The sequence below is a fragment of the Kribbella sp. CCNWLW201 genome (genome assembly GCF_037203805.1).
In the GTDB taxonomy this organism is placed as follows: Bacteria; Actinomycetota; Actinomycetes; order Propionibacteriales; family Kribbellaceae; genus Kribbella.
The window spans coordinates 1004104-1021920 of the sequence record NZ_JBBCBQ010000001.1 but is presented as its reverse complement, the minus strand read 5'-3'; the positions used below and the strand labels follow the sequence as shown (position 1 = coordinate 1021920).

The following is a 17817-nucleotide window of genomic DNA, read 5'->3' as shown; positions in this document are numbered from 1 at the left end:
GACGTACGTAGCTGGCGTCTGAGCTCTTACGGGCACTCGTCGGTGATGAAGTCGTCCAGCGGGGTCACGCGGTACTTCGGGGGACTGGCGTCGTACGGCGGGGTCGTGCCGATGAGTGGAGAGTCGTGGCGGACCTGGCCGGGCTCGACGGTCTTGAGGTCTCCGAGGGTGAACTCGGTGCCGCGGCCGGACCACCCGTGTCGCTTGCCCCAGGCCTGGATCACGTACTTGCCATCAGCGCGCAGGACCGGCGCTTCTCCCGTGACCTGCCAGCCGTTCCCGCCGGTCTGGATGGGGATCTGGACCACCGACTTGTCCGGGCGCGGGTTCACATACATCGTCACGGGCGTGGGTGCGGTTTCCTGCATTCGCGGCCGAGTCTGGTCGTAGAACTCGAGTTGGGAGATGTCGCCGTTGCAGTTCTGCAGCACGATCACCGGTGCGCCCGCGTCATCGACCGACATGCCGACCACGCCGCGAGACATCCGCGGTCCGCAAGCGGTCAGGAGGCTCGCCGCGCAGACCACCACCGCGGCAAGCAGAATCGATCTGCGCATCCCGTCAGCGTAGGACAGTGGGGTTCGGCGCCTGTGGGTCTACCGCGCGCCGCGCTGGCTGGAGGCATGATGGGCGGCGTGGTCATGGTCCGGTGTCTGGCTTTCTTGCTTGTGGCCTCGGTGATCAGCGCTCAAGTAGTGATGCTGATGGAGCGCGGACGATCGATGCGTAAGCGGTTGCGTGATTTGAGCTGGGGCGGGGATGCGAGCTCGCTGCTGGTGGTCGCTGCGCTCCTGACCAGTGCTGTCGGCGCGGTGGTGGGCAGCCTTCTCGACGGTGCGCTGCTCGGCGCGGGTGTGGGAGCTTTCGTCGCCTTGCTGGTGTGGGCGGTCGCTGTCGCGTGGGCGCATCGAGAGCCACAAACAACGCCACGCCATCGACAGCCAGAGCCGTAGACCCCATAGCACCGTCTTCCGGCCAACAGGCGCCATGGTCCCAACCAGAGCCCTGCGAGCAGTGGACAATCAAGCGTCATGATCAGCAGTGCACTCGCCAACAATGTGCTTGGCCTCACCGCCATGGGTGTAATGCTCGCGTTGGTCTGCCTACTGACCGCCGTCGATCCCATCGCCCGGTCACACAAGGGATTGGCCGGGGCGATCGCGGGCGCTTGGTGTGCGTTCGCCCCACTCGGTCTGCTGAGGAGCGCAATCGTCGAAGACCCGCTCGCGACGAGTGCATGGGCCGGGGCGGGCGTGTATCTCCTTGCGATCATCGGATCGCTAGGCCGACCACTACTGCTCGCGTCAGACCTGGTCGAACGGGAGCACGGATACCAGGTACTCAGCAACGGCGAGTACCGGCGCGCGAGAGCCGGTCAGATCCTCCTGATCGCCGGCATCGCCGGCCTCGCAGCGCTTTCCCTTTGAATCCGCGCGGAGAGATCCAGGGAGGCTCGCGGCGGTGTCCGCCAGCAATCGGATCAGCTCGTGGTAGTCGTCGACGACTTCGCCCGAGTCGAAGCCGAGATCTCGTCGAAGGTACGCAATCGTGCGGATGGAGGCCAGCGCATTGTGGATGAGGACGACGTTCGCCCGCGTGGCCAGTTCCTCGCCTCGACGGTCTCTTCTCCGCATGCAGCAATCTTTCGCTGAGCAGAAGGTCGTCGATAGGACTAGGCGGCGCACGTGATGCAGGTGTGGGTTGCTGGGCGGGCGAGGAGGCGCTCGCGGGAGATGGGGGCGGCGCAGCGTTCGCAGTGGCCGTAGTTGCCGTTGGCAATTTTGTTCAAGGCCTTGTCCACGTCGGTCAGGTGATTGGTGGCTGCTGCGAGCAGCGAGGTTGTCTGTGAGCGCTCGAAGGCGATTGTCGATCCTTCTGGGTCGTGCTCGTCGTCGGTTGCGGTGAGTCGGGTCGCCTCGACGATCGACGTGACGTTCTGGGTCAGTGACGAGATCAGGTCGGTCGTGCGCTCGCGGTCGGCGGTCAGGAGTTCGTGGAGTACGGCGAGGTCGGCTTGAAGGGATGCCGGGGTCCTCATGTCTCACCTCCCTACGGAACAGCGAATCACGTGTCGGGTCGCCGGGCCGACGTACGAGGTGTCCTTGGGCGACGCTGGTAAGGCTTCCAGGCTTTCACGACATCGTGTGTCGTGTATGGCTGTAGGGTCTTCGTATGCGGGCCGACAGGTTGGTCTCGCTGGTCCTGCTGCTGCGCCAGCACGGTCAGCTGTCCGCGGCCACCCTGGCTCGCGAGCTCGAGGTATCCACCCGCACGGTGCTGCGCGACATCGAGGCGCTGTCCGCGGCCGGCGTCCCGGTCTACACCGAGCGCGGCCGGTACGGCGGGTTCGCATTGCTGCCCGGGTTCCGGACCGAGCTCACCGGACTGAACCACGACGAGGCGCTTGCCCTGCTGGTTGCCGGATCGCGGCGCGGCGCGCAGGCGTTCGGCCTCGGCTCGGCGCTCGCTTCGGCCATGCTCAAGGTGGTCGACGCGCTACCCGAAAGCCATCGGGACACTGCGGCCGACGTGGCCGAGCGATTGCTCATCGACCCGGAGACAGACCTCCTCTCGCGCCGGCTGGTCGCCGAGGAGGTACCCGGCCCCATAGCGGCCGAGGTCCGGCGCGCAGTACTCGGCGGACACAAATTGCGCATCCACTACGCGGCGGTGGACCAGGCGGCGAAGTGGCGCACGGTGGACCCGATCGGACTCGTCACCGTACGAGACCAGGGCTACTTGCTGGCCACGAGATCCGGCGCGGACCGCACCTACCGGCTGTCCCGGATCTTGGCGGCCGAGGAACTCGCCGAACCCGCACAGCGACCAGACCGGGTCGATCTGGACCGGGCCTGGCGGGAACGTAGTACGCGGTTTCGAGCCGGTGGCGACCAAGTCACCGCGCTGGTACGAGTGGACCCGGCGCGGCGGGAGGACCTGGTCGGCACCGCAGTGGCCGTCCTCACCGAAGCAACCGACGCAGACGGCTGGCTGCGGCTGGAAGTGACCTTCCAAGACTCGAGACACGCCGAATGGGCGCTGTGGCAGCTCGCCAGGAACGCCGAAGCCCTGGCCCCGCAGTGGCTCCGCATCGCCCTACGCGACCGCGCCGCCGCGCTCGTCACCCACTACGAAACGTCCTCCTGAGCGCCCCGGCGACATCCGAGCCACGCCGTTCACGGCACGCGGTAGTGGTCAGCAGCCTCTTGAACTCTGTTTCTCCGGTCGCGCCAGAACTCTTCGTCCGCCTCGACAGTCGCCTCATCGCCGCCGATCCGGCCGTCGATCAGTTCACGGATGATGTCGGCGTGGCCGGCGTGCTGCGCGGTCTCGCTGACCATCCTGATCAACAGCACCCCTAACGTCGTCTGACCTTCGGCCCAATGCGCCACGTGGCCCGGGCTGTCCAGGTCGAGCTCGGCGACAGTGATGTCGGCGTGCGCACAGGCCTGCCGGTAGACGCCTGTGATGTAGCCAGTCGATTCATCAGGCGTGGCCCACATGTCGATCTCGGCGTACGGGTCGTCTCTGAACCATGACGGCCGTTCGACGGGTGGCCGGCCGAACGACTCACCGAGATAGCCGTACTCCAGGCCGGCCAGATGCTTCACCAAGCCAAGCAGGTTCGTGCCCGTCGGAGTCGCCGGACGACGCCGGTCGTACTCCGACAAACCATCCAACTTGGCAAGCATCACCGCCCGACCGCCCCGCAGACCCCTCAACAACTCACCTTTGAGATCCACCATCACCGCAACGAGCCTACCGAAACCGAGGTTGTGCACAGTTGTGGATAGAGCTGGGGATATCTAGCGCGGTAGGGTCAGGTTGTGGCTGAATATGTCACGCTTGATGAAGTTGATCGTGGGCTGGTGCACTCGCTGAAGGTTGATGGGCGGGTGCCGTTCCGTGCTGTCGCCGAGGTGCTGGGGGTCTCGGAGCACACGGTCGCTCGCCGCTACCGTCGCTTGCGGGCGGGCGGCGTACTGCGTGTTGTCGGGACAGCCGATGGACGCCGGCTCGGCTACCGGTCGTGGATCGTCCGGATCCGGTGCACGCCGGATGTCGCGGCGCCGATCGCGGCCGCGTTGGCGCGTCGCGCGGACACCTACTGGATCCACGTCCTGTCCGGCGGCACCGAGGTCAGTTGCAGCTGTCAGCCGTCGAGTGCGGATCAACCCCTGATCGAGAAGCTCCCGCACGGCGTACTCGGGATGAGTGCCCACGAACTCCTGCCAGCCTCGTTCCAGCCGCCGGACTGGCGCGCGATCGACCATCTCGCCGCGGAGCACCGCTCCCGCCTCCGCCGTACGGCGCCGGACCTGTTGGACGAGAAGGTCGTCCTCGAGCCGCCGGATCACCGGATGCTGGAGGGATTGCGTAGAGACGGGCGGGCGACGTACGCCGAACTCGTACGGGCGACCGGCTGGTCCCAGTCGACGGTCGCGCGACGCCTCGACCATCTGCGCCGTACCGGCGTGCTGACCTTCGACGTCGAGGTGCCGCCGGCGGCGCTCGGCTACCGGGCTGAGGCGCGGCTGTGGATAACGGTTCAGCCGGCCGGGCTCGTTGCCACCGCCGAGGCCCTGGCCGCACATCCCGAGATCTCGTTCGTCGCGGTCACCACCGGCCCGACCAATCTGGTCGCCCAGGCGATCTGCCGCGACTCCATGCACCTCAACCGCTACCTGACCGAACACGTCGCCGACCTGCCCGGTGTCAACACTCTCGAGACCGCTCCGGTCCTCCGCACCGTCAAGGGCCTCCACAGCAGAGGCGCTGATGGGTAAGACTCCGGTATGGCGGATCGGGAGCCCACGTTTGCCAGTGATGCGGCGACGGCTGCCTATTACGAGCAACGCGCCAGGGAGTACGACGAGTGGTACCTGGGGCAGGGGCGGTTCGCGGCGCTCAACCCGCCCGGATGGGAACTCGAGATCTCGCGGCTGGTGGAGCTGATCCACGGGTTGCCAGCCGCGCGAACGCTTGATGTTGCCTGTGGCACCGGCTTTCTGACGCGGCACCTTCGAGGAACGATTGTTGGTCTCGACCAGAGTCTGGCCATGCTCGACGTCGCGCGCGGACGGGTGCCGGGTGGGGTGGTGGTCGTTGGTGATGCGTTGCGGTTGCCGGTGGCGGATGCGGCCTTTGATCGGGTGCTGACCGGGCACTTCTATGGTCATCTGCCGTCTGACGAGCGGGCCGTGTTCTTGGCCGAGGTACGGCGGGTGGCCGGCGAACTGATCGTGGTCGACACCGCGCTCCGACCTGGCGTGGAGCCGGCGCAATGGCTTGATCGGACGCTGAACGACGGGTCCCGTCACCGGATCTACAAGCGCTACTTCACCAGCGCGCAACTGGCCGAGGAACTCGGCGGTGAGGTGCTCTTCGAAGGCCGCAGCTTCGTCGCGGCCCGAGTCAACCTCAGCAGGAGCACGCCGGAGTCAGCCTAAACAGAAGCTGGCCCGGGTCAGCCTAGGCGGAAGCCGGCCGGGTCAGCCCAGGCAGAGGCAGAAGGGGTGGCCTTCGGGGTCGATCATGACGCGGTGCTCGTTGGGGCGCGGTTGGACGGTGGCGAGGGTGGCGCCGCATTCGAGCGCCCAGGCGACCGCGGCATCAAGGTCGTCGACGCCGACATCGAGATGCATGGTCGACGTCTGCTCGCCCGCGACGGCCGGCCACTGCGGTCGGCGGTACTTGGCCTCGTAGTCGAAGTTCAAGGCCGGCTCGGCGACCCCCTCAGGTGGGCAGACCAGCGCGTAGCCGGCCTCGGGCGGCTCCCCTGGGCGCGGTCCCTCCTCCCGCACGTACGGCCAGTTCAGCAGCTTGGCGTAGAACCGGCCCAGCTCCCGCGGCCGAGCAGCCATGATCGTCAGCGCCCCGACCCTGATCCGCGGCGGACTCCCCAACACAGCCATCTATCGTTCACCTCAGGCATCAAGGCTGTCCAGACCACCAGGACGAACGAATGCGCCGTACCCCGTTCCCGCTGCTGAATGAACTGTCGCCGGAACTCAAAGACGTCATCCTCGACTTCCACTGGGATCTCGCTTTGCTGCACAGCCTGGACCTTCCCGTGGTTGAGCTGCAGGTCGCCGAGCTGGCCTGGCACCTGCGACTGCCGTTCTGGTCGCGGGATGGGCGCCCGTTCCAGGTGACTCCGCTGGAAGTGGCCGCCGAGCCTGAGCGCCATGTGGAGCAGCACACCCGGACGATGGCGGCGGATCTGCGCTATCCGCTGGACGTCGTACGACGGCCCAACGGCAGCGTCACGATCCTCGATGGGGTGCATCGCCTGCTCCAGGCACACCTCAGCGGGCTGGAGTCAGTTCGGGGGCGGGTTCTCGAGTGGGAGGAGCTCGATGCGATTGCTGTTCGTGGGCGAGATGAAGGTCAGCAGGCGGGCGGCCTCGGCTTCGACAGCAGCGGGATCGGTCAGTAGGCGGAGGGGTTGCACGGTGAGTACGGCGGCATCGTCGGCGTAATCGACTGTCCAAGTGGCCGCGACCGTGCCGTCCACGAGGACGGTGGCTGCGACGCCGGCGCCGATGCAGACCTGGCGGCGGATCTCGTCGGTCATGATGCGGGTGCGGTCGGCGTGGCCGAGGAGGGTCGCGTCGAACGGTGGGAGGAACCGGACCGGCGCCGGCACGTCCTCGGACGGCAGCGGCTGGTCCGGCAGGTCGAAGAGTTCGCGGCCGGACTCGTCGACGTACACCTGCAATGAAGGTCGCAGCTCCGCGAACACCTCGCGCAGTCCACTCACGCCCGACCACGTGCGGGCGTCGGCCACGGTCGCCGGTCCGAACGCGGCGAGATAGCGCAGGATCATCTGCCGAACATCCCCGACCGACAAGCTCACTTCCGGCAGGGCGAACGGCGTCGCACCATAGACGTTCCAGGTGCCGCTCGGCGCGGGGTGGATGAGCGGTTCCAGGTACTGCGCCGTCCAGCCGAGCGCAGTCGGATCGTCGACCGGCCATCGCTCGGCCAGCAGCCGACCCAGCTCCGGCCGCGTCAGCGTCCTGCCGTCGGCGAGCAATTCCCGCGCCATGATCACGAGTGCATCGAGGTCCACTCCGGCAGTACGACGGCCGAACGCGTTCCGCTGCACCCGCCGCAACAGCGGTGCCAGCACGGGCCGGACGAACTGGAAGTCCGGGACCGACATCAGGTGCTGGGTCGCCCGCATCATCGTCGACCGCACCAACGACCCATCCTCGATCGCAGCGGTCAGACTCGGCAGAGTGAACGACTCAAGCCGACTCCACAGCGCCAGATACGGATCGTTCGGGTTCTGCGCGTTCAGCCCGAACACCTGCTCAACTGCCGGCACCACGTCCAGGTCCGTACGGCGCAACAACAGTTGCCGCTCGAGCAACGCACGACCCAGCACCCGAGGTCTGAGCACAGCTGCCATGACGCCGACCCTAGGAAGAGTAACGGCCAGCACCTGACCTCAAAGGCCTGACCTCCGGCCCAGCAGTTGCTGGTGCAGGGCACGAAGATCAGGGCTGGGATCGACCCCGAGGTCGTCGCGAAGGAGATGGCGCAGCCGATCGAACGCCAGCAGCGCCTCCGCGTTGTTGCCGCTCGCGGCGAGTGCTCGCATCCGCAGCGCGTGCCCGCTTTCCCGGTACGGCGCGAGCTGGACCAGTTCACGCGACGCTCTGTCGGCCGCAGCCAGTTCAGGCCCGCCGATCGCCAGGCAGGCTCGGGTGAACGTCTCCAGCGCGGTGATGTTGACCGTCGCGAGCTGGGTGCGCCACTCCTCGATCCAGGGTGCGTCGAACCCGACCAGGAAGGTCCGCCGGCAGATGTAGCGGGCGATTTCGGCGCAGATGTAGGCCGCGGCGGCGTCTCCGCGATGTTCGGCGGCCTGGGCCAGGTGGGAGTTCTCGATGGCGGCCTCCGCGTCGACGAAGCTGCCCGCGGGGAGCACGAGCCGCAGTTCGCCGCGGCCGGACATGTCCCAGCCGAGTGCTTTCCGGAGGTTCGACAAGAGCGCCGACAGGGCGGTGTCCGCGGCGGGCGGCGGGTGCTCGCCCCACAGCGCGTCGATCACCTCGGCGCGAGTCACCGACCGGGTGCGGTGCAGGACGAGGTAGCCGAGCAGCGGCCGGCACTGGCGGCCGCGGAGGTCATGGATGGCCTGGCCGCCGGCCTGCACGCTGAACCGGCCGCAGAGCTGGATCCGGGCCGGTGGGCATTCGTCCATCGCTCCTCCGGGTCCATTATGAAGCCAAGGCGTCGAAGGAGGCGGCGATGAAAGTGATCGCGTGCGAATGCGGCTACGTGGTCCGCGGGGCGACCGACGAGGAGTTGCTCACGCGCGCCCTGGACCACATGCGGGACGCTCACCCGGACGTCCTGGGATCGGTCACTCCCGATCAACTGCTCGCCATGGCCGAGGTGGTGGACTGACCCAACGCGGTCGAGGACGGCGGAAACCGTCCTCGACGCGGCACGCCCCGGCTACTCCTCGCTGGCCATCGCGAGCAGCTGCTCGTTGCTGAACGAATCGACCAGGTCGGGGTGGACGTCCCGCATGTGCTTCCACGCGTTCGCCAGCAGTTCCTCGTCCGTGCTGCCGCGGACGATCGCGCCGTCCTCGCAGCGAATGATCTTGGCCATGGCTCCTCCTCGGTGTTTGCGGCGCCACCTCCCGGCACCGTCACCCAGAGCGTGACCACCGGTCCTTGCCCGGACCTTGGCATCTCCTTGGCGCGAGCATCCCGGCACCTCGCCGTACGACGGGAATGCGCTTTCGGGACTGTGGGTTGCGGTGGGTATGACGGTTGAGATCGGGGTGATTCTTCCGACGTCGACGCCTGATCCTGGGCAGCCGATCTTGGGAGATGTCCGGGCGAGTGCGCGGTTCGCGGAGGAGGTAGGGCTGGATTCGGTCTGGTCGACGGATCATCTGATCGCGAGTGCGCCGATGCTGGACAGCTCGGTGGTGCTGGCGACCGCGGCGGCGGTGACGGAGCGGATCACGGTGGGGTTCAGCGTGATGCTGCTGGCGTTGCGGCCGGTCGCGTGGGCGGCGAAGCAGGTGAACACCCTGCAGTTCGTGTCCGGCAACCGGCTCGTGCTCGGCGTCGGCACCGGCAACCCGGCGCACGGTGACATCGGCTGGCGCGCCGCGGGTGTGTCCTTCGCCGACCGCGGCCGGCTGACCGACGAGGCACTCGCCGTCCTGCCGGACCTGATCGCCGGCAAGCCGACGATCCTCGCGGACGGTCTGGAGGCGACCCTCGCCCCGGGCTCGCCAGTTCCCCCGATCGTTGTCGCAGGCAACGGCAAGGCAGCCTTCCGACGGGCGGCGAGGTACGGCGACGGCTGGGCGACGATCGCGATGTCACCCGACGAGGTCAAGGCGAGCCTCGAGCACATCAACCAGCTGCACGACCGACCGGCGCTCAAGGCAACGGTCGTCGCTCCACCGCTGGACTCCGACCCAGAGCACGCGGCCGAGCAACTCAAGGCCTACGAAGACGCGGGCACCGCACGGGTGATCCTGCCGCCGTCCGGCGACTGGCGCCGCGACTACGAGTACGCCGCCAAGCTCAAGACCTAGAGTGGACTGGCGAAGCCTGCGCGGATTGGATCTGTTGGACAACGACCGAGTCCGTGAGGCTTGGTGGTGTGTATGTTCCCGCGCACTTCGCCCCCGATGACGAGGCGGTCCACGAACTGCTGGCCCACTACGGGGCCGCCGACCTGGTGACGATGACGCCGGACGGGCTGGTGGCGACCATGCTGCCGTTCGTCTACGACCGCTCCAGGAACGTCCTGCTCGGCCACTTCGCCCGCAACAACGATCACTGGCGGCAGACCGTGATCGGGGACGCGCTGGTGATCATGCGTGGTCCGGACTCGTACATCTCGCCGACCTGGTACGCGTCCAAACGCGAGCACGGCCGGGTCGTCCCGACCTGGAACTACGTCACCGCCCACGTCCACGGAACGATGACCGTGTACGACGACCCGGCCTGGGTCTCGGACGTCGTACGACGCCTGTCGGACCACCACGAAGCCGGCCGGGCGGAGCCGTGGTCGGTGGACGACGCACCGGAGAAGTTCGTGTCCGGCCAACTCCGCGCGATCGTGGGCGTCGAGATCGCGATCACGCGGATCGAGGCGAAGTTCAAACTCAGCCAGAACCGCCCACCGGCCGACATCGACGGCGTGATCGACGGCCTCCGCGCGTACGGCGACGAGCCGGGCGCCGACGCGGTCGCCAAGTATCGACGCTAAGTCTTGTGGAATTGTTCAACAATTTCTAATCTAGAGGGCCCACTGCAGAAGGCAGGAGCCCGATGACCGAGCCGGCCAACTTCAGCCCGATCCAGGCACGTGCGGTGTTCCGCCGCGGCGAGGCGCACCCGACCACCGGCTGGGTCAGCGGCTACGCCCAGACCAACCTGATCGCTGTCCCCAAGGACTGGGCGTACGACGTTCTGCTGTTCTGCACCCGGAATGCACAGGCCTGCCCGCTGCTCGACGTCAGCGATCCCGGCGATCCGACGACTCGCCTCGCGGCCGACGCGGACCTGCGCACCGACCTGCCGCGGTACCGGATCTGGCGGAACGGCGAGCTGGCCGAAGAAGTCTCCGATGCCACCGAGGCGTGGAGCAGCGATTTGGTCGCCTTCTCCATCGGCTGCAGCTTCACGTTCGAGAGCGCGCTAGCCGCTGCGGGGATCCCGCTCAGGCACGTCGAGCAAGGCCGCAACGTCGCGATGTACGCCACGAACCGGCAGTGTGAACCCGCCGGCCGGCTCTTCGGTCCGATGGTCGTGTCGATGCGACAGATCCCGGCCGACCGCGTTGACGACGCCGTCCGGATCACCCGTGCGATGCCCGCTGTGCACGGTGGCCCGGTGCACATCGGGGATCCGCGGTCCCTGGGCATTAAGGATCTCGACCGGCCGGACTTCGGTGATCCGGTCGACGCGGCCGACGGCGACGTACCGGTGTTCTGGGCTTGTGGGGTCACCCCGCAGGCTGCGCTGATGGCGTCGCGGCCGCCGTTCGCGATCACTCATGCGCCCGGCTACATGTTGATCACCGATCGGCGCGACAGCGAGTATCGCGTGGGGTGAATCAGCCGTCCGGCGTGAGCAGGCCGCGTTTGTAGGCTTCGGCGACTGCGGAGGCGCGGTCGGGGGTGTTGAGTTTGGCGTAGATGTTGAGCAGGTGCGTCTTGACCGTGGCCTCGCTGATGAACAGCCGGGCGGCGGTCGCGCGGTTGGTGTTGCCGGCGGCGACGAGCCCGAGTACTTCGAGTTCGCGTTGGCTGAGCACCTCGGGTGCGGGCGGCGTACGTAGCCGGTTCATCAGCAGGCTGGCAACCGACGGAGCCAGGACGGCGTCGCCCTGGGCCGCCGCGCGGACCGCTCGGAGCAACTCGTCCCGCGGTGCGTCCTTGAGCAGGTAACCGGTCGCACCAGCCTCGATCGCCGGTACGACGTACCCGTCGGTGTCGTATGTCGTCAGGACCAGGACGCGAGCCGTCACACCGCGTTCGGCGAGCTCAGTGATCGCGGCCAGGCCGTTCACCCCCGGCATCTGCAGATCCATCAGGATCACGTCAGGCCGCAGAACCTGGGCGAGCCGGATCGCCTCCGCGCCGTCGCCCGCCTCGCCGACCACCTCGAACTCCGGGTCCGCCGCGAACATCCCGCCCAACCCGTCGCGGACCACCGGATGGTCGTCGGCGATCAACAGCCGGATCATGCCGGTACCCCCGCATCGGGGATCGAGGCCGAGATCGCCGTACCGACTCCTGGTTCGGACTCGAGCTGGAGCGTGCCGTTGAGCGCCTCGACGCGTTCCCGCATCGCGACCAGGCCGAAGCCGCCGCTCTTCGACTCGGTACGACGGGACGGGTCGAAGCCGACGCCGTCGTCGCGGACGTCCAAGGCGACCTCCTTCTCCAGGTACGACAGTGTCACCCCGACGCGAGTCGCCCGCGCGTACTTCGCCACGTTCGCCAGCGCCTCCTGCGCCGCCCGCAGCAACGCGGCCTCCGCTTCCGGTGTCATCACCCGCGGTGTGCCCGTCGTCGCCAGTTGTACGTCGAGCCCGTGCAGAGTCGACCATCGTCGTACCACCTCGGCGAGCGCCTCGCTAAGAGTCGCCGTCTGCAAAGGCTGTGGACGAAGAGCGTGCACCGAGCGCCGCGCCTCCGACAGGCTGTCCCTGGCCAGGCCCACCGCGGCTTGCACATGGCGGCGCCAGTTCCCGGAATGCTCGGCGGCCTGCAGTTGGGTGACGATCCCGGTGAGCCCCTGCGCGAGCGTGTCGTGGATCTCCCGCGCCATCCGCTGCCGCTCATCGTTGACACCGGCCTCCCTCGCCTGGGTCAGCAGTTGCTCGTGCAGCGCAGCGTTCTCCGCCACGGTCTCCTCGAGTTTCCGGTTGGCCTCGGTCAGGTCGTCGACGGCCTGCTGGCGTTGCCGGCTCAGCACGTCACGGCTCCAGCCGAGCCAGGCCGCCAGGCACATCGCGACCACGTTCGCCGCGACCACCGCGCCGTACGCGAGCCATCCGAGGAGCTCGTCCTTCGGTACGCCGTACGCCTGCGCGGTCGCGGCCACGATCGCGACCGCGGTCACCCCGGCCAGTCGCGACGGCCAGGGCAGCAGGATGAACGTGTAGAAGAACCCGGCCGGCGTGAGCAAGCCGAACCACGGATCGCGGATCACCAGAACAGCCATCAGTACGACGAAGCCGGTGATGAACACCGCCATGACGCGGGGCCGCTCGCGCCAGTCCGGGCGGAGGGTGAACATCCCCAGCATCCACCCGGCCATGCCCGCACACAGCGCGAGGTCGACTACCAGCGACCGCGGTTCGGACCGCTTGATCAGCACGGTGACGGCGGAGAGGAAGGCGAGCAGGACATACGGCGCCACAGTCAGCCGAACCGGCCACACGCGCTCGCTCATCCACACTCCTCGTCGCCTACGGCCCAGTGAACACCGAGCGAAGGTGCTTCCCGTTCACGAGCAGCGCGACCCCGAGCAGGAGCAGTCCGCAGATGCCCTGCTCGAACTTCATCCACAGCGGGAACGTGCCGGGCAGCGCGACGATCACCACGATCGCGACCAGCATGATCGCCGAGATGATCCGCAGCCGCAGGAACGCCTTTCGCGACCCGCCGGCTGCCCGCCGCGCGAACGCGAACGTCAGCAACGCACTCGCCACCACGATGCTGCCGCGGGTCCACACGGCATCGTTCACCGCGGCGGCGTTGTGCCGCAGAGCGATGATTCCCGCCAGCGTGAGCACGCTGATGCCCAGGTAGGCACCCACCAACACCTTCACACTCCGCAACGCCGCCGCACTCCGCGGCTGCCGGACGTCCACGCTGAGTGACATCCCCTTCTCCTCTCCCGAGCAAGATCGACACTGTCAGCGTCCCGTTCCGGAACCTTGCGCCACATCGACCGCTCAGCCGCACCGCACGCTCATCCGGTGGATCCCCGCTCCACCGATCGGTTGACCCCGCATGCAAATGATCGTTGCCCTGAGCACCTTTCTTCCGTGACAGTTTGTGCACGGATTGTCACGGTGAGTTTGCGGGTGCGTGCAGATGTCCGGACAAGGCTGGCGAGCGTGGGATCGGTCAGCAGATCGTCTTGTCAGGAAGCGAAATCGACGAGGAAGACATCGAGTCAGCCGGTCGACCACGGGAGGCTCCGGACGCGTGCTCGAGACCTATCGCGGCATCCCACATCTGCTGGACACCTGGCTCGTGCTGACCGGAATGGCGCTGCCGATCGCCATCTCGTCACTGCGGCGACCGGGTGACCTCATCCCCCGACTGGCGTCGTTCTGCATGCCCGCCGCCTTCGCGCTGGTGCTGGCGGCGACGCTCAGCCCGACCGCGCACCGGCTCGGCCAGATCGGCCAGTGCGGCACCTACCTGACCACGACCGGCGGCCTGACCTCGATCCAGGGCCTGCTCAACGTCGTGCTGTTCGTACCGGCCGCCGGCATGCTGACGCTGTCCAGCGGTCGCCCGGCCGACGGGATCGCCGCCGGCATCGGGATGTCCGCGGCGGTCGAGGCGATCCAGGCGCTGCTCCCGCAGCTCGGACGCTCCTGCCAGCTGCACGACTTGATCGCCAACACGCTCGGTGCCTTCGCCGGTGTCGGCCTGGCCGCCGGCCTGCAGAGCCTGACCCGCGGACGCCGTCTGGTGGTCACCGGCCCGTACGTCGTCGAGCACGCCGGGATCCTCGTCGTACGCGGTCGGCCCCCGGCCCGGCACCGCCGCGGCGAGCTGGTCCCGGTGACGAAACCGGCGAACGGCCTCCGTCAGATCGCCCGGGCGCGGTGAGATTCTCACGGACCGGTTACAGAGTTATCCGGATAGTTATCCACAGGCTGTGGATGAAACGGGGGATGCCGACACGACTACACGGAGATATCCACAGATCATGGTCTGACGTCCAGGCCTAGTGACGTGGCGATGACCATCGCCTGGGTGATGTCGACCCGGGCGTCCTTCAGCTCGACCGTGAGTGGATCGAGGGTGGAGAGGTCGGAGCCGCGGAGGTCGGCGGCGGTGAAGTCGGCGCGTTGGAGGGACGCGCCGGACAGATCCAGATCGCGCAGCACCGCCTTGGCCGCGCGGATGCCGGTGAGGTCCGCCTCGCGGAGCTTCAGGCCGGTGAGCTCGGTGCCGCGCAGGTCCGCGCCCGGGAGACCGCTGAACGACCAGTCGCCGCCGGAGACCTTCATCAGGTTGTAGGTGCAGTCGTCGAAGAAGCTGCCGACCAGCTTGCACCGGGTGAACGTGGTGTCGAAGAACGAGCATCGGACGAAGGTGCAGTTCACGAACGCGGCGTCGGTGTGCGTCGAGGCGTTGAACCGGACGCCGCGGAAGGTGCACTCCTCGAAGACCCCGCCGCGGTTGTCCACCTCGGTCAGGTCGGAGTCGATGAACAGCACCCTGCGATAGGTCTCGCCGGACGGGTCCGCGTCGTCCCAGTCGCGGATCGTCGACTCGGTCGGCGTCGCCGGTCGCCCCTGTGCCATGGCTCTCCCCTGTCGCTGCGATGTCCTGAGCTGCCCACCCTGCCACGCCGTACCGACACGAGGTTGGTGCATTTGTGATCGGTACGACGGAGAACCTTCGGCGGACCGACAACTACGGGCCGCACGATGGAGGAGTGACCGGAACTGAGCGGGTGATGGTGTTCGGCGCGGGAGGCTTCCTCGGCGCCAGGATCTGCGCACTGCTCGCCGACCGCGGGGTGGAATACCGCGGTCTGAGCCGGAGCCGGGGTGAGCCGTACCGGTTGTGCGACCTGGCCGCGATGCACCCGTATGCCCTGGACACCCAGATCGGCATGTACAAACCGACCGTCATCATCAACGCGGCCGGCGCCACGCTGGGCGACGCCGCGACGTTGGTCCGGGCCAACGTGATCGCCGTCGAGGCGCTGCTCGCCTCGGCCCACGACAACGCCAGCCATGCGCGGTTCGTCCAACTCGGTTCGGCGGCCGAGTACGGCGGTGCGCCGCAGGGAACCAGCCAGGACGAACAGACCGATCCCTGCCCGGCCGGACCCTACGGACTCACCAAGCTGGCCGGCTCCGAACTGGTACTCCGGGCCCAGCGCAACGGCGCCGACGCGGTCGTCCTGCGCGTCTTCGACGTGATCGGACCTGACGCGCCCGAGAGCACCCTGACCGGCCGAGTCATCCGCGACCTCCGGTCCAGGCACACGATCGAGGCGGGATCGCTGGACGTATGGCGGGATTTCGTCGACGTCCGCGATGTCGCCGAGGCGGTCCTGGCGGTGTCGCTCGCGGACGCCAAGCTGCCCGCGGTTCTGAACGTCGGGACCGGTCGCGCGAGTCTGGCCCGGGATGTCGCCGGTCAATTGTTCGAGCTGAGCGGACAGCCGGCCAAAATCGTCGAGGAGGCCCAGCCGGACACCGTGACCGGCGCGACCTGGCAGCAGGCCGACACCGGGCTGATCGGCAAACACCTTGGCTGGTCCCCGAAGATCTCCCTCGAACAGTCCCTCGCCGACAGTTGGGCCGCTCGCGGATAGCAGACTGGGCGCGTGGAGATCCGCTCGATCAGTCAGCCCGCGCCTGACCGGCGACCGCCCGCGGTGAACGAGGATCTCGTCCTCAGCGGCCCCGACTTCGTCGTCGTACTCGACGGAGCCACCGCTGGGAAGGGCATCGACTCCGGCTGCCGGCATACGGTCGCCTGGCTGGTCCAGCGGCTCGGTCGTCAGCTCGCCCTGCCGCTGCTGACCGGCTCGACCGCTCCGCTGACGGATCTGCTGGCCGACGCGATCGCCACCGTCAAAGCCGAGCATGCCGGTACGTGCGACCTCACCAACCCGGACAGCCCGTCGTCGACCGTCGCGATGATCCGGGTCGGATCGGACAGCGTCGAGCACCTGGTCCTGGCCGACTCTCCGATCGTGATGAGATCAAGGGCCGGCAGGGTGTCGGTCCACAGCGACGACCGGATCGACCTGTTGCCCGAGTACACCTTCGAGGCGGTCCGCCGGCTCCGTAACCAGCCGGGCGGCTTCTGGGTCGCGAGCACCGAACCCAAGGCGGCGTACGAGGCAGTCGCGGGTACGACGGATCGCGCGGAGCTCGAGCTGGTCGCCGTACTGTCCGATGGTGCGTCCCGGTACGTCGAGCGCTACGGGCACACCTGGGACGACCTGCTCGACGTGCTCACCACGGACGGCCCGCGCGCACTCGTCGACCGAGTCTGGGCGTACGACGACGCCGCCCACCCGGACAGCTTCCGCGGGAAGCGCTACGACGACGCGACCGCCGTACTCGCCTATCTCTGACCGTACGACGGGAACGTCGGGCCAGGGTTGTTGTACCGGGGCGCGTACTGCGGTGGGGGCGGCGGTGCGGGGGCAGGAGCCGGTGGCATCGTCACCTGGTCCTGTTGCCACCGGGTGATGCGGAGGAGCAGCAGCGAGGCGGCGACCCCGGCCGCGATCAGGAGCAGCGTTGCCACGGTGAAGCCGATGTTGATCGCCAGCGCCACCCGGACCATGAAGTCCTGCAGGTCGTAGATGTCGACGTAGTCGCCGGTCGCGTCCGCGGTGTCGGCCGCGTCGACCAGGCGCACGATCCAGACGATGAAGGCGAGGAACGCGAGCCCGCCACCGCCGACCAGGATCACCCAGAACCCGGTCCAGGTCGCCCACCAGCCATACAGCAGCGTCCGGACCGGACCACGCTTGGAGGCACCCCGCTGCTCCGGTGGCTCGCTCGCGGCGGTGACGTCCTGCATGATCTGCAGCGGGTACCAGAACTGCACCATCGGGCAGAACCACGATCCGACGACCCAGCCGGTCGCATGCCGATGCGGCTGCCCGTCCTCGATCCGCGGCCGCGGTGCCAGCGGTGAGCTGAGGAACTCGGTGTTCTCCCGTGCCTGCCAGAGCCAGATCAGGAACGCGATCCCGGTCCCCATCAGCAGGTAGCTGATCAGGTTGAGCAGCGGCCCGGTGCCCGCGATCGACCCGACCGCCCGGTCGACCTCCTCGTCGGAGAGCAGCCCGTACACGAACCGCTTGACCTCGTCGTACGAGCTCCACATCAGCGCGGACTGGATCACCGCCCCGACCGCGGTCAGCCCCATCAGCACGATGCTGACCACGGCGATCTTCTTCAACGGCCGGTAGCGCGCCGGCGCCGGCATCGGCTGATAGGGCATCGGCCGGTACGGCACCGGATACGGCTGCTGAAACCCCTGCGGGTACGGCGGCGGACCACCGGGCCCCGGATATGGCTGAGTCACCTCTT

General features: G+C 68.0%; 25 protein-coding genes. 12 read left to right on the top strand and 13 right to left on the bottom strand.

The window, feature by feature from the left end; genetic code table 11:
- Positions 1 to 26: 26 nt before the first annotated feature.
- Positions 27 to 557 carry a hypothetical protein gene (locus V9K99_RS04865; protein ID WP_337000685.1) on the bottom strand — a complete coding sequence of 177 codons (531 nt, stop codon included), beginning with the start codon at positions 555 to 557 and terminating at the stop codon, positions 27 to 29.
- A 66-nt stretch (positions 558 to 623) separates the two neighbouring features.
- On the opposite strand from V9K99_RS04865, the gene V9K99_RS04860 reads away from it, so the two are divergent.
- Entirely contained in the window at positions 624 to 953 is a 330-nt protein-coding gene (locus V9K99_RS04860) for a hypothetical protein (RefSeq protein WP_337000687.1), read from the top strand.
- Between the two features lie 351 nt (positions 954 to 1304).
- Here V9K99_RS04860 and V9K99_RS04855 read toward each other — a convergent pair whose 3' ends face one another.
- Positions 1305 to 1634, bottom strand: a complete 330-nt coding sequence (locus V9K99_RS04855) for a hypothetical protein (RefSeq protein WP_337000689.1) — start codon at positions 1632 to 1634, stop codon at positions 1305 to 1307.
- A 38-nt stretch (positions 1635 to 1672) separates the two neighbouring features.
- The gene (locus V9K99_RS04850; RefSeq protein ID WP_337000691.1) at positions 1673 to 2038 is read right to left on the bottom strand and encodes a TraR/DksA family transcriptional regulator; all 366 of its coding nucleotides are present in this window, start codon (positions 2036 to 2038) and stop codon (positions 1673 to 1675) included.
- A gap of 134 nt (positions 2039 to 2172) precedes the next feature.
- Here V9K99_RS04850 and V9K99_RS04845 point away from each other — a divergent pair, with 134 nt between their 5' ends.
- Positions 2173 to 3147 carry a helix-turn-helix transcriptional regulator gene (locus V9K99_RS04845; RefSeq protein WP_337000693.1) on the top strand — a complete coding sequence of 325 codons (975 nt, stop codon included), beginning with the start codon at positions 2173 to 2175 and terminating at the stop codon, positions 3145 to 3147.
- Positions 3148 to 3176: 29 nt separating this feature from the next.
- Here the strand turns inward: V9K99_RS04845 and V9K99_RS04840 are convergent, their stop codons facing one another.
- On the bottom strand, positions 3177 to 3722 hold the full coding sequence (locus V9K99_RS04840) for a DinB family protein (RefSeq protein ID WP_337000695.1): 546 nt from the start codon (positions 3720 to 3722) through the stop codon (positions 3177 to 3179).
- A 105-nt stretch (positions 3723 to 3827) separates the two neighbouring features.
- Here V9K99_RS04840 and V9K99_RS04835 point away from each other — a divergent pair, with 105 nt between their 5' ends.
- Positions 3828 to 4787 carry an Lrp/AsnC family transcriptional regulator gene (locus tag V9K99_RS04835; protein ID WP_337000697.1) on the top strand — a complete coding sequence of 320 codons (960 nt, stop codon included), beginning with the start codon at positions 3828 to 3830 and terminating at the stop codon, positions 4785 to 4787.
- A gap of 9 nt (positions 4788 to 4796) precedes the next feature.
- Positions 4797 to 5450 (top strand): class I SAM-dependent methyltransferase, encoded by a 654-nt coding sequence (locus V9K99_RS04830; RefSeq protein WP_337000699.1) that lies wholly within the window; start codon positions 4797 to 4799, stop codon positions 5448 to 5450.
- 42 nt (positions 5451 to 5492) lie between these two features.
- Here V9K99_RS04830 and V9K99_RS04825 read toward each other — a convergent pair whose 3' ends face one another.
- Positions 5493 to 5915 (bottom strand): VOC family protein, encoded by a 423-nt coding sequence (locus tag V9K99_RS04825; protein ID WP_337000701.1) that lies wholly within the window; start codon positions 5913 to 5915, stop codon positions 5493 to 5495.
- Positions 5916 to 5965: 50 nt separating this feature from the next.
- Between V9K99_RS04825 and V9K99_RS04820 the strand changes: the two genes are divergently transcribed.
- Entirely contained in the window at positions 5966 to 6439 is a 474-nt protein-coding gene (locus V9K99_RS04820) for a hypothetical protein (RefSeq protein ID WP_337000703.1), read from the top strand.
- Here V9K99_RS04820 and V9K99_RS04815 read toward each other — a convergent pair.
- Both V9K99_RS04815 and V9K99_RS04810 read right to left on the bottom strand, forming a co-directional pair.
- A complete protein-coding gene (locus tag V9K99_RS04815; protein WP_337000705.1) occupies positions 6323 to 7417 on the bottom strand; it encodes a winged helix DNA-binding domain-containing protein in 1095 nt (364 codons plus the stop codon). The two genes, V9K99_RS04820 and V9K99_RS04815, sit on opposite strands and share 117 nt — an antisense overlap.
- A gap of 39 nt (positions 7418 to 7456) precedes the next feature.
- The gene (locus V9K99_RS04810) at positions 7457 to 8215 is read right to left on the bottom strand and encodes an AfsR/SARP family transcriptional regulator (RefSeq protein ID WP_337000707.1); all 759 of its coding nucleotides are present in this window, start codon (positions 8213 to 8215) and stop codon (positions 7457 to 7459) included.
- Positions 8216 to 8262: 47 nt separating this feature from the next.
- Between V9K99_RS04810 and V9K99_RS04805 the strand changes: the two genes are divergently transcribed.
- A complete protein-coding gene (locus tag V9K99_RS04805) occupies positions 8263 to 8421 on the top strand; it encodes a DUF1059 domain-containing protein (RefSeq protein WP_337000709.1) in 159 nt (52 codons plus the stop codon).
- Between the two features lie 51 nt (positions 8422 to 8472).
- On the opposite strand, the gene V9K99_RS04800 is transcribed toward V9K99_RS04805, so the two are convergent.
- Positions 8473 to 8631, bottom strand: coding sequence for a hypothetical protein (locus tag V9K99_RS04800; protein WP_337000711.1), 159 nt, complete (start codon positions 8629 to 8631; stop codon positions 8473 to 8475).
- Positions 8632 to 8788: 157 nt separating this feature from the next.
- Between V9K99_RS04800 and V9K99_RS04795 the strand changes: the two genes are divergently transcribed.
- The 3 genes from V9K99_RS04795 (at position 8789) to V9K99_RS04785 (ending at position 11105) form a co-directional block, all read left to right on the top strand.
- Positions 8789 to 9577, top strand: a complete 789-nt coding sequence (locus tag V9K99_RS04795) for an LLM class flavin-dependent oxidoreductase (protein WP_337000713.1) — start codon at positions 8789 to 8791, stop codon at positions 9575 to 9577.
- A gap of 68 nt (positions 9578 to 9645) precedes the next feature.
- Positions 9646 to 10257: an FMN-binding negative transcriptional regulator gene (locus V9K99_RS04790; protein WP_337000715.1), complete on the top strand. Its 612-nt coding sequence runs from the start codon at positions 9646 to 9648 to the stop codon at positions 10255 to 10257.
- A 62-nt stretch (positions 10258 to 10319) separates the two neighbouring features.
- Positions 10320 to 11105, top strand: coding sequence for a putative hydro-lyase (locus tag V9K99_RS04785; RefSeq protein ID WP_337000717.1), 786 nt, complete (start codon positions 10320 to 10322; stop codon positions 11103 to 11105).
- Between the two features lies 1 nt (position 11106).
- On the opposite strand, the gene V9K99_RS04780 is transcribed toward V9K99_RS04785, so the two are convergent.
- From V9K99_RS04780 to V9K99_RS04770, 3 genes are read right to left on the bottom strand one after another with little or no spacing between them, the layout of a single operon-like run.
- The gene (locus tag V9K99_RS04780) at positions 11107 to 11739 is read right to left on the bottom strand and encodes a response regulator transcription factor (protein ID WP_337000719.1); all 633 of its coding nucleotides are present in this window, start codon (positions 11737 to 11739) and stop codon (positions 11107 to 11109) included.
- Complete coding sequence (locus V9K99_RS04775) at positions 11736 to 12953, bottom strand: sensor histidine kinase (protein WP_337000721.1); 1218 nt, start codon at positions 12951 to 12953, stop codon at positions 11736 to 11738. The genes V9K99_RS04780 and V9K99_RS04775 overlap by 4 nt, the downstream gene beginning before the upstream one ends.
- Before the next feature lie 16 nt (positions 12954 to 12969).
- On the bottom strand, positions 12970 to 13386 hold the full coding sequence (locus V9K99_RS04770; RefSeq protein ID WP_337000723.1) for a hypothetical protein: 417 nt from the start codon (positions 13384 to 13386) through the stop codon (positions 12970 to 12972).
- A gap of 328 nt (positions 13387 to 13714) precedes the next feature.
- On the opposite strand from V9K99_RS04770, the gene V9K99_RS04765 reads away from it, so the two are divergent.
- Positions 13715 to 14350, top strand: a complete 636-nt coding sequence (locus tag V9K99_RS04765) for a VanZ family protein (protein WP_337000725.1) — start codon at positions 13715 to 13717, stop codon at positions 14348 to 14350.
- A 98-nt stretch (positions 14351 to 14448) separates the two neighbouring features.
- Here V9K99_RS04765 and V9K99_RS04760 read toward each other — a convergent pair whose 3' ends face one another.
- Positions 14449 to 15051 carry a pentapeptide repeat-containing protein gene (locus V9K99_RS04760; RefSeq protein WP_337000726.1) on the bottom strand — a complete coding sequence of 201 codons (603 nt, stop codon included), beginning with the start codon at positions 15049 to 15051 and terminating at the stop codon, positions 14449 to 14451.
- Between the two features lie 134 nt (positions 15052 to 15185).
- Between V9K99_RS04760 and V9K99_RS04755 the strand changes: the two genes are divergently transcribed.
- Positions 15186 to 16076, top strand: a complete 891-nt coding sequence (locus V9K99_RS04755) for an NAD-dependent epimerase/dehydratase family protein (RefSeq protein WP_337000728.1) — start codon at positions 15186 to 15188, stop codon at positions 16074 to 16076.
- Between the two features lie 12 nt (positions 16077 to 16088).
- Complete coding sequence (locus tag V9K99_RS04750) at positions 16089 to 16847, top strand: protein phosphatase 2C domain-containing protein (RefSeq protein WP_337000730.1); 759 nt, start codon at positions 16089 to 16091, stop codon at positions 16845 to 16847.
- Here the strand turns inward: V9K99_RS04750 and V9K99_RS04745 are convergent.
- Complete coding sequence (locus V9K99_RS04745) at positions 16838 to 17812, bottom strand: DUF4328 domain-containing protein (protein ID WP_337000731.1); 975 nt, start codon at positions 17810 to 17812, stop codon at positions 16838 to 16840. The genes V9K99_RS04750 and V9K99_RS04745 overlap by 10 nt on opposite strands.
- Positions 17813 to 17817 lie beyond the last annotated feature (5 nt).

Coding starts and splice junctions, on each gene's coding strand:
- V9K99_RS04785 (WP_337000717.1), top strand. CDS start 10,320: ATGACCGAGCCGGCCAACTTCAGCCCGATCCAGGCACGTGCGGTGTTC.
- V9K99_RS04815 (WP_337000705.1), bottom strand. CDS start 7,417: ATGGCAGCTGTGCTCAGACCTCGGGTGCTGGGTCGTGCGTTGCTCGAG.
- V9K99_RS04810 (WP_337000707.1), bottom strand. CDS start 8,215: ATGGACGAATGCCCACCGGCCCGGATCCAGCTCTGCGGCCGGTTCAGC.
- V9K99_RS04795 (WP_337000713.1), top strand. CDS start 8,789: ATGACGGTTGAGATCGGGGTGATTCTTCCGACGTCGACGCCTGATCCT.
- V9K99_RS04865 (WP_337000685.1), bottom strand. CDS start 557: ATGCGCAGATCGATTCTGCTTGCCGCGGTGGTGGTCTGCGCGGCGAGC.
- V9K99_RS04850 (WP_337000691.1), bottom strand. CDS start 2,038: ATGAGGACCCCGGCATCCCTTCAAGCCGACCTCGCCGTACTCCACGAA.
- V9K99_RS04800 (WP_337000711.1), bottom strand. CDS start 8,631: ATGGCCAAGATCATTCGCTGCGAGGACGGCGCGATCGTCCGCGGCAGC.
- V9K99_RS04825 (WP_337000701.1), bottom strand. CDS start 5,915: ATGGCTGTGTTGGGGAGTCCGCCGCGGATCAGGGTCGGGGCGCTGACG.
- V9K99_RS04830 (WP_337000699.1), top strand. CDS start 4,797: ATGGCGGATCGGGAGCCCACGTTTGCCAGTGATGCGGCGACGGCTGCC.
- V9K99_RS04820 (WP_337000703.1), top strand. CDS start 5,966: ATGCGCCGTACCCCGTTCCCGCTGCTGAATGAACTGTCGCCGGAACTC.
- V9K99_RS04775 (WP_337000721.1), bottom strand. CDS start 12,953: ATGAGCGAGCGCGTGTGGCCGGTTCGGCTGACTGTGGCGCCGTATGTC.
- V9K99_RS04760 (WP_337000726.1), bottom strand. CDS start 15,051: ATGGCACAGGGGCGACCGGCGACGCCGACCGAGTCGACGATCCGCGAC.
- V9K99_RS04845 (WP_337000693.1), top strand. CDS start 2,173: ATGCGGGCCGACAGGTTGGTCTCGCTGGTCCTGCTGCTGCGCCAGCAC.
- V9K99_RS04805 (WP_337000709.1), top strand. CDS start 8,263: ATGAAAGTGATCGCGTGCGAATGCGGCTACGTGGTCCGCGGGGCGACC.
- V9K99_RS04780 (WP_337000719.1), bottom strand. CDS start 11,739: ATGATCCGGCTGTTGATCGCCGACGACCATCCGGTGGTCCGCGACGGG.
- V9K99_RS04770 (WP_337000723.1), bottom strand. CDS start 13,386: ATGTCACTCAGCGTGGACGTCCGGCAGCCGCGGAGTGCGGCGGCGTTG.
- V9K99_RS04855 (WP_337000689.1), bottom strand. CDS start 1,634: ATGCGGAGAAGAGACCGTCGAGGCGAGGAACTGGCCACGCGGGCGAAC.
- V9K99_RS04860 (WP_337000687.1), top strand. CDS start 624: ATGATGGGCGGCGTGGTCATGGTCCGGTGTCTGGCTTTCTTGCTTGTG.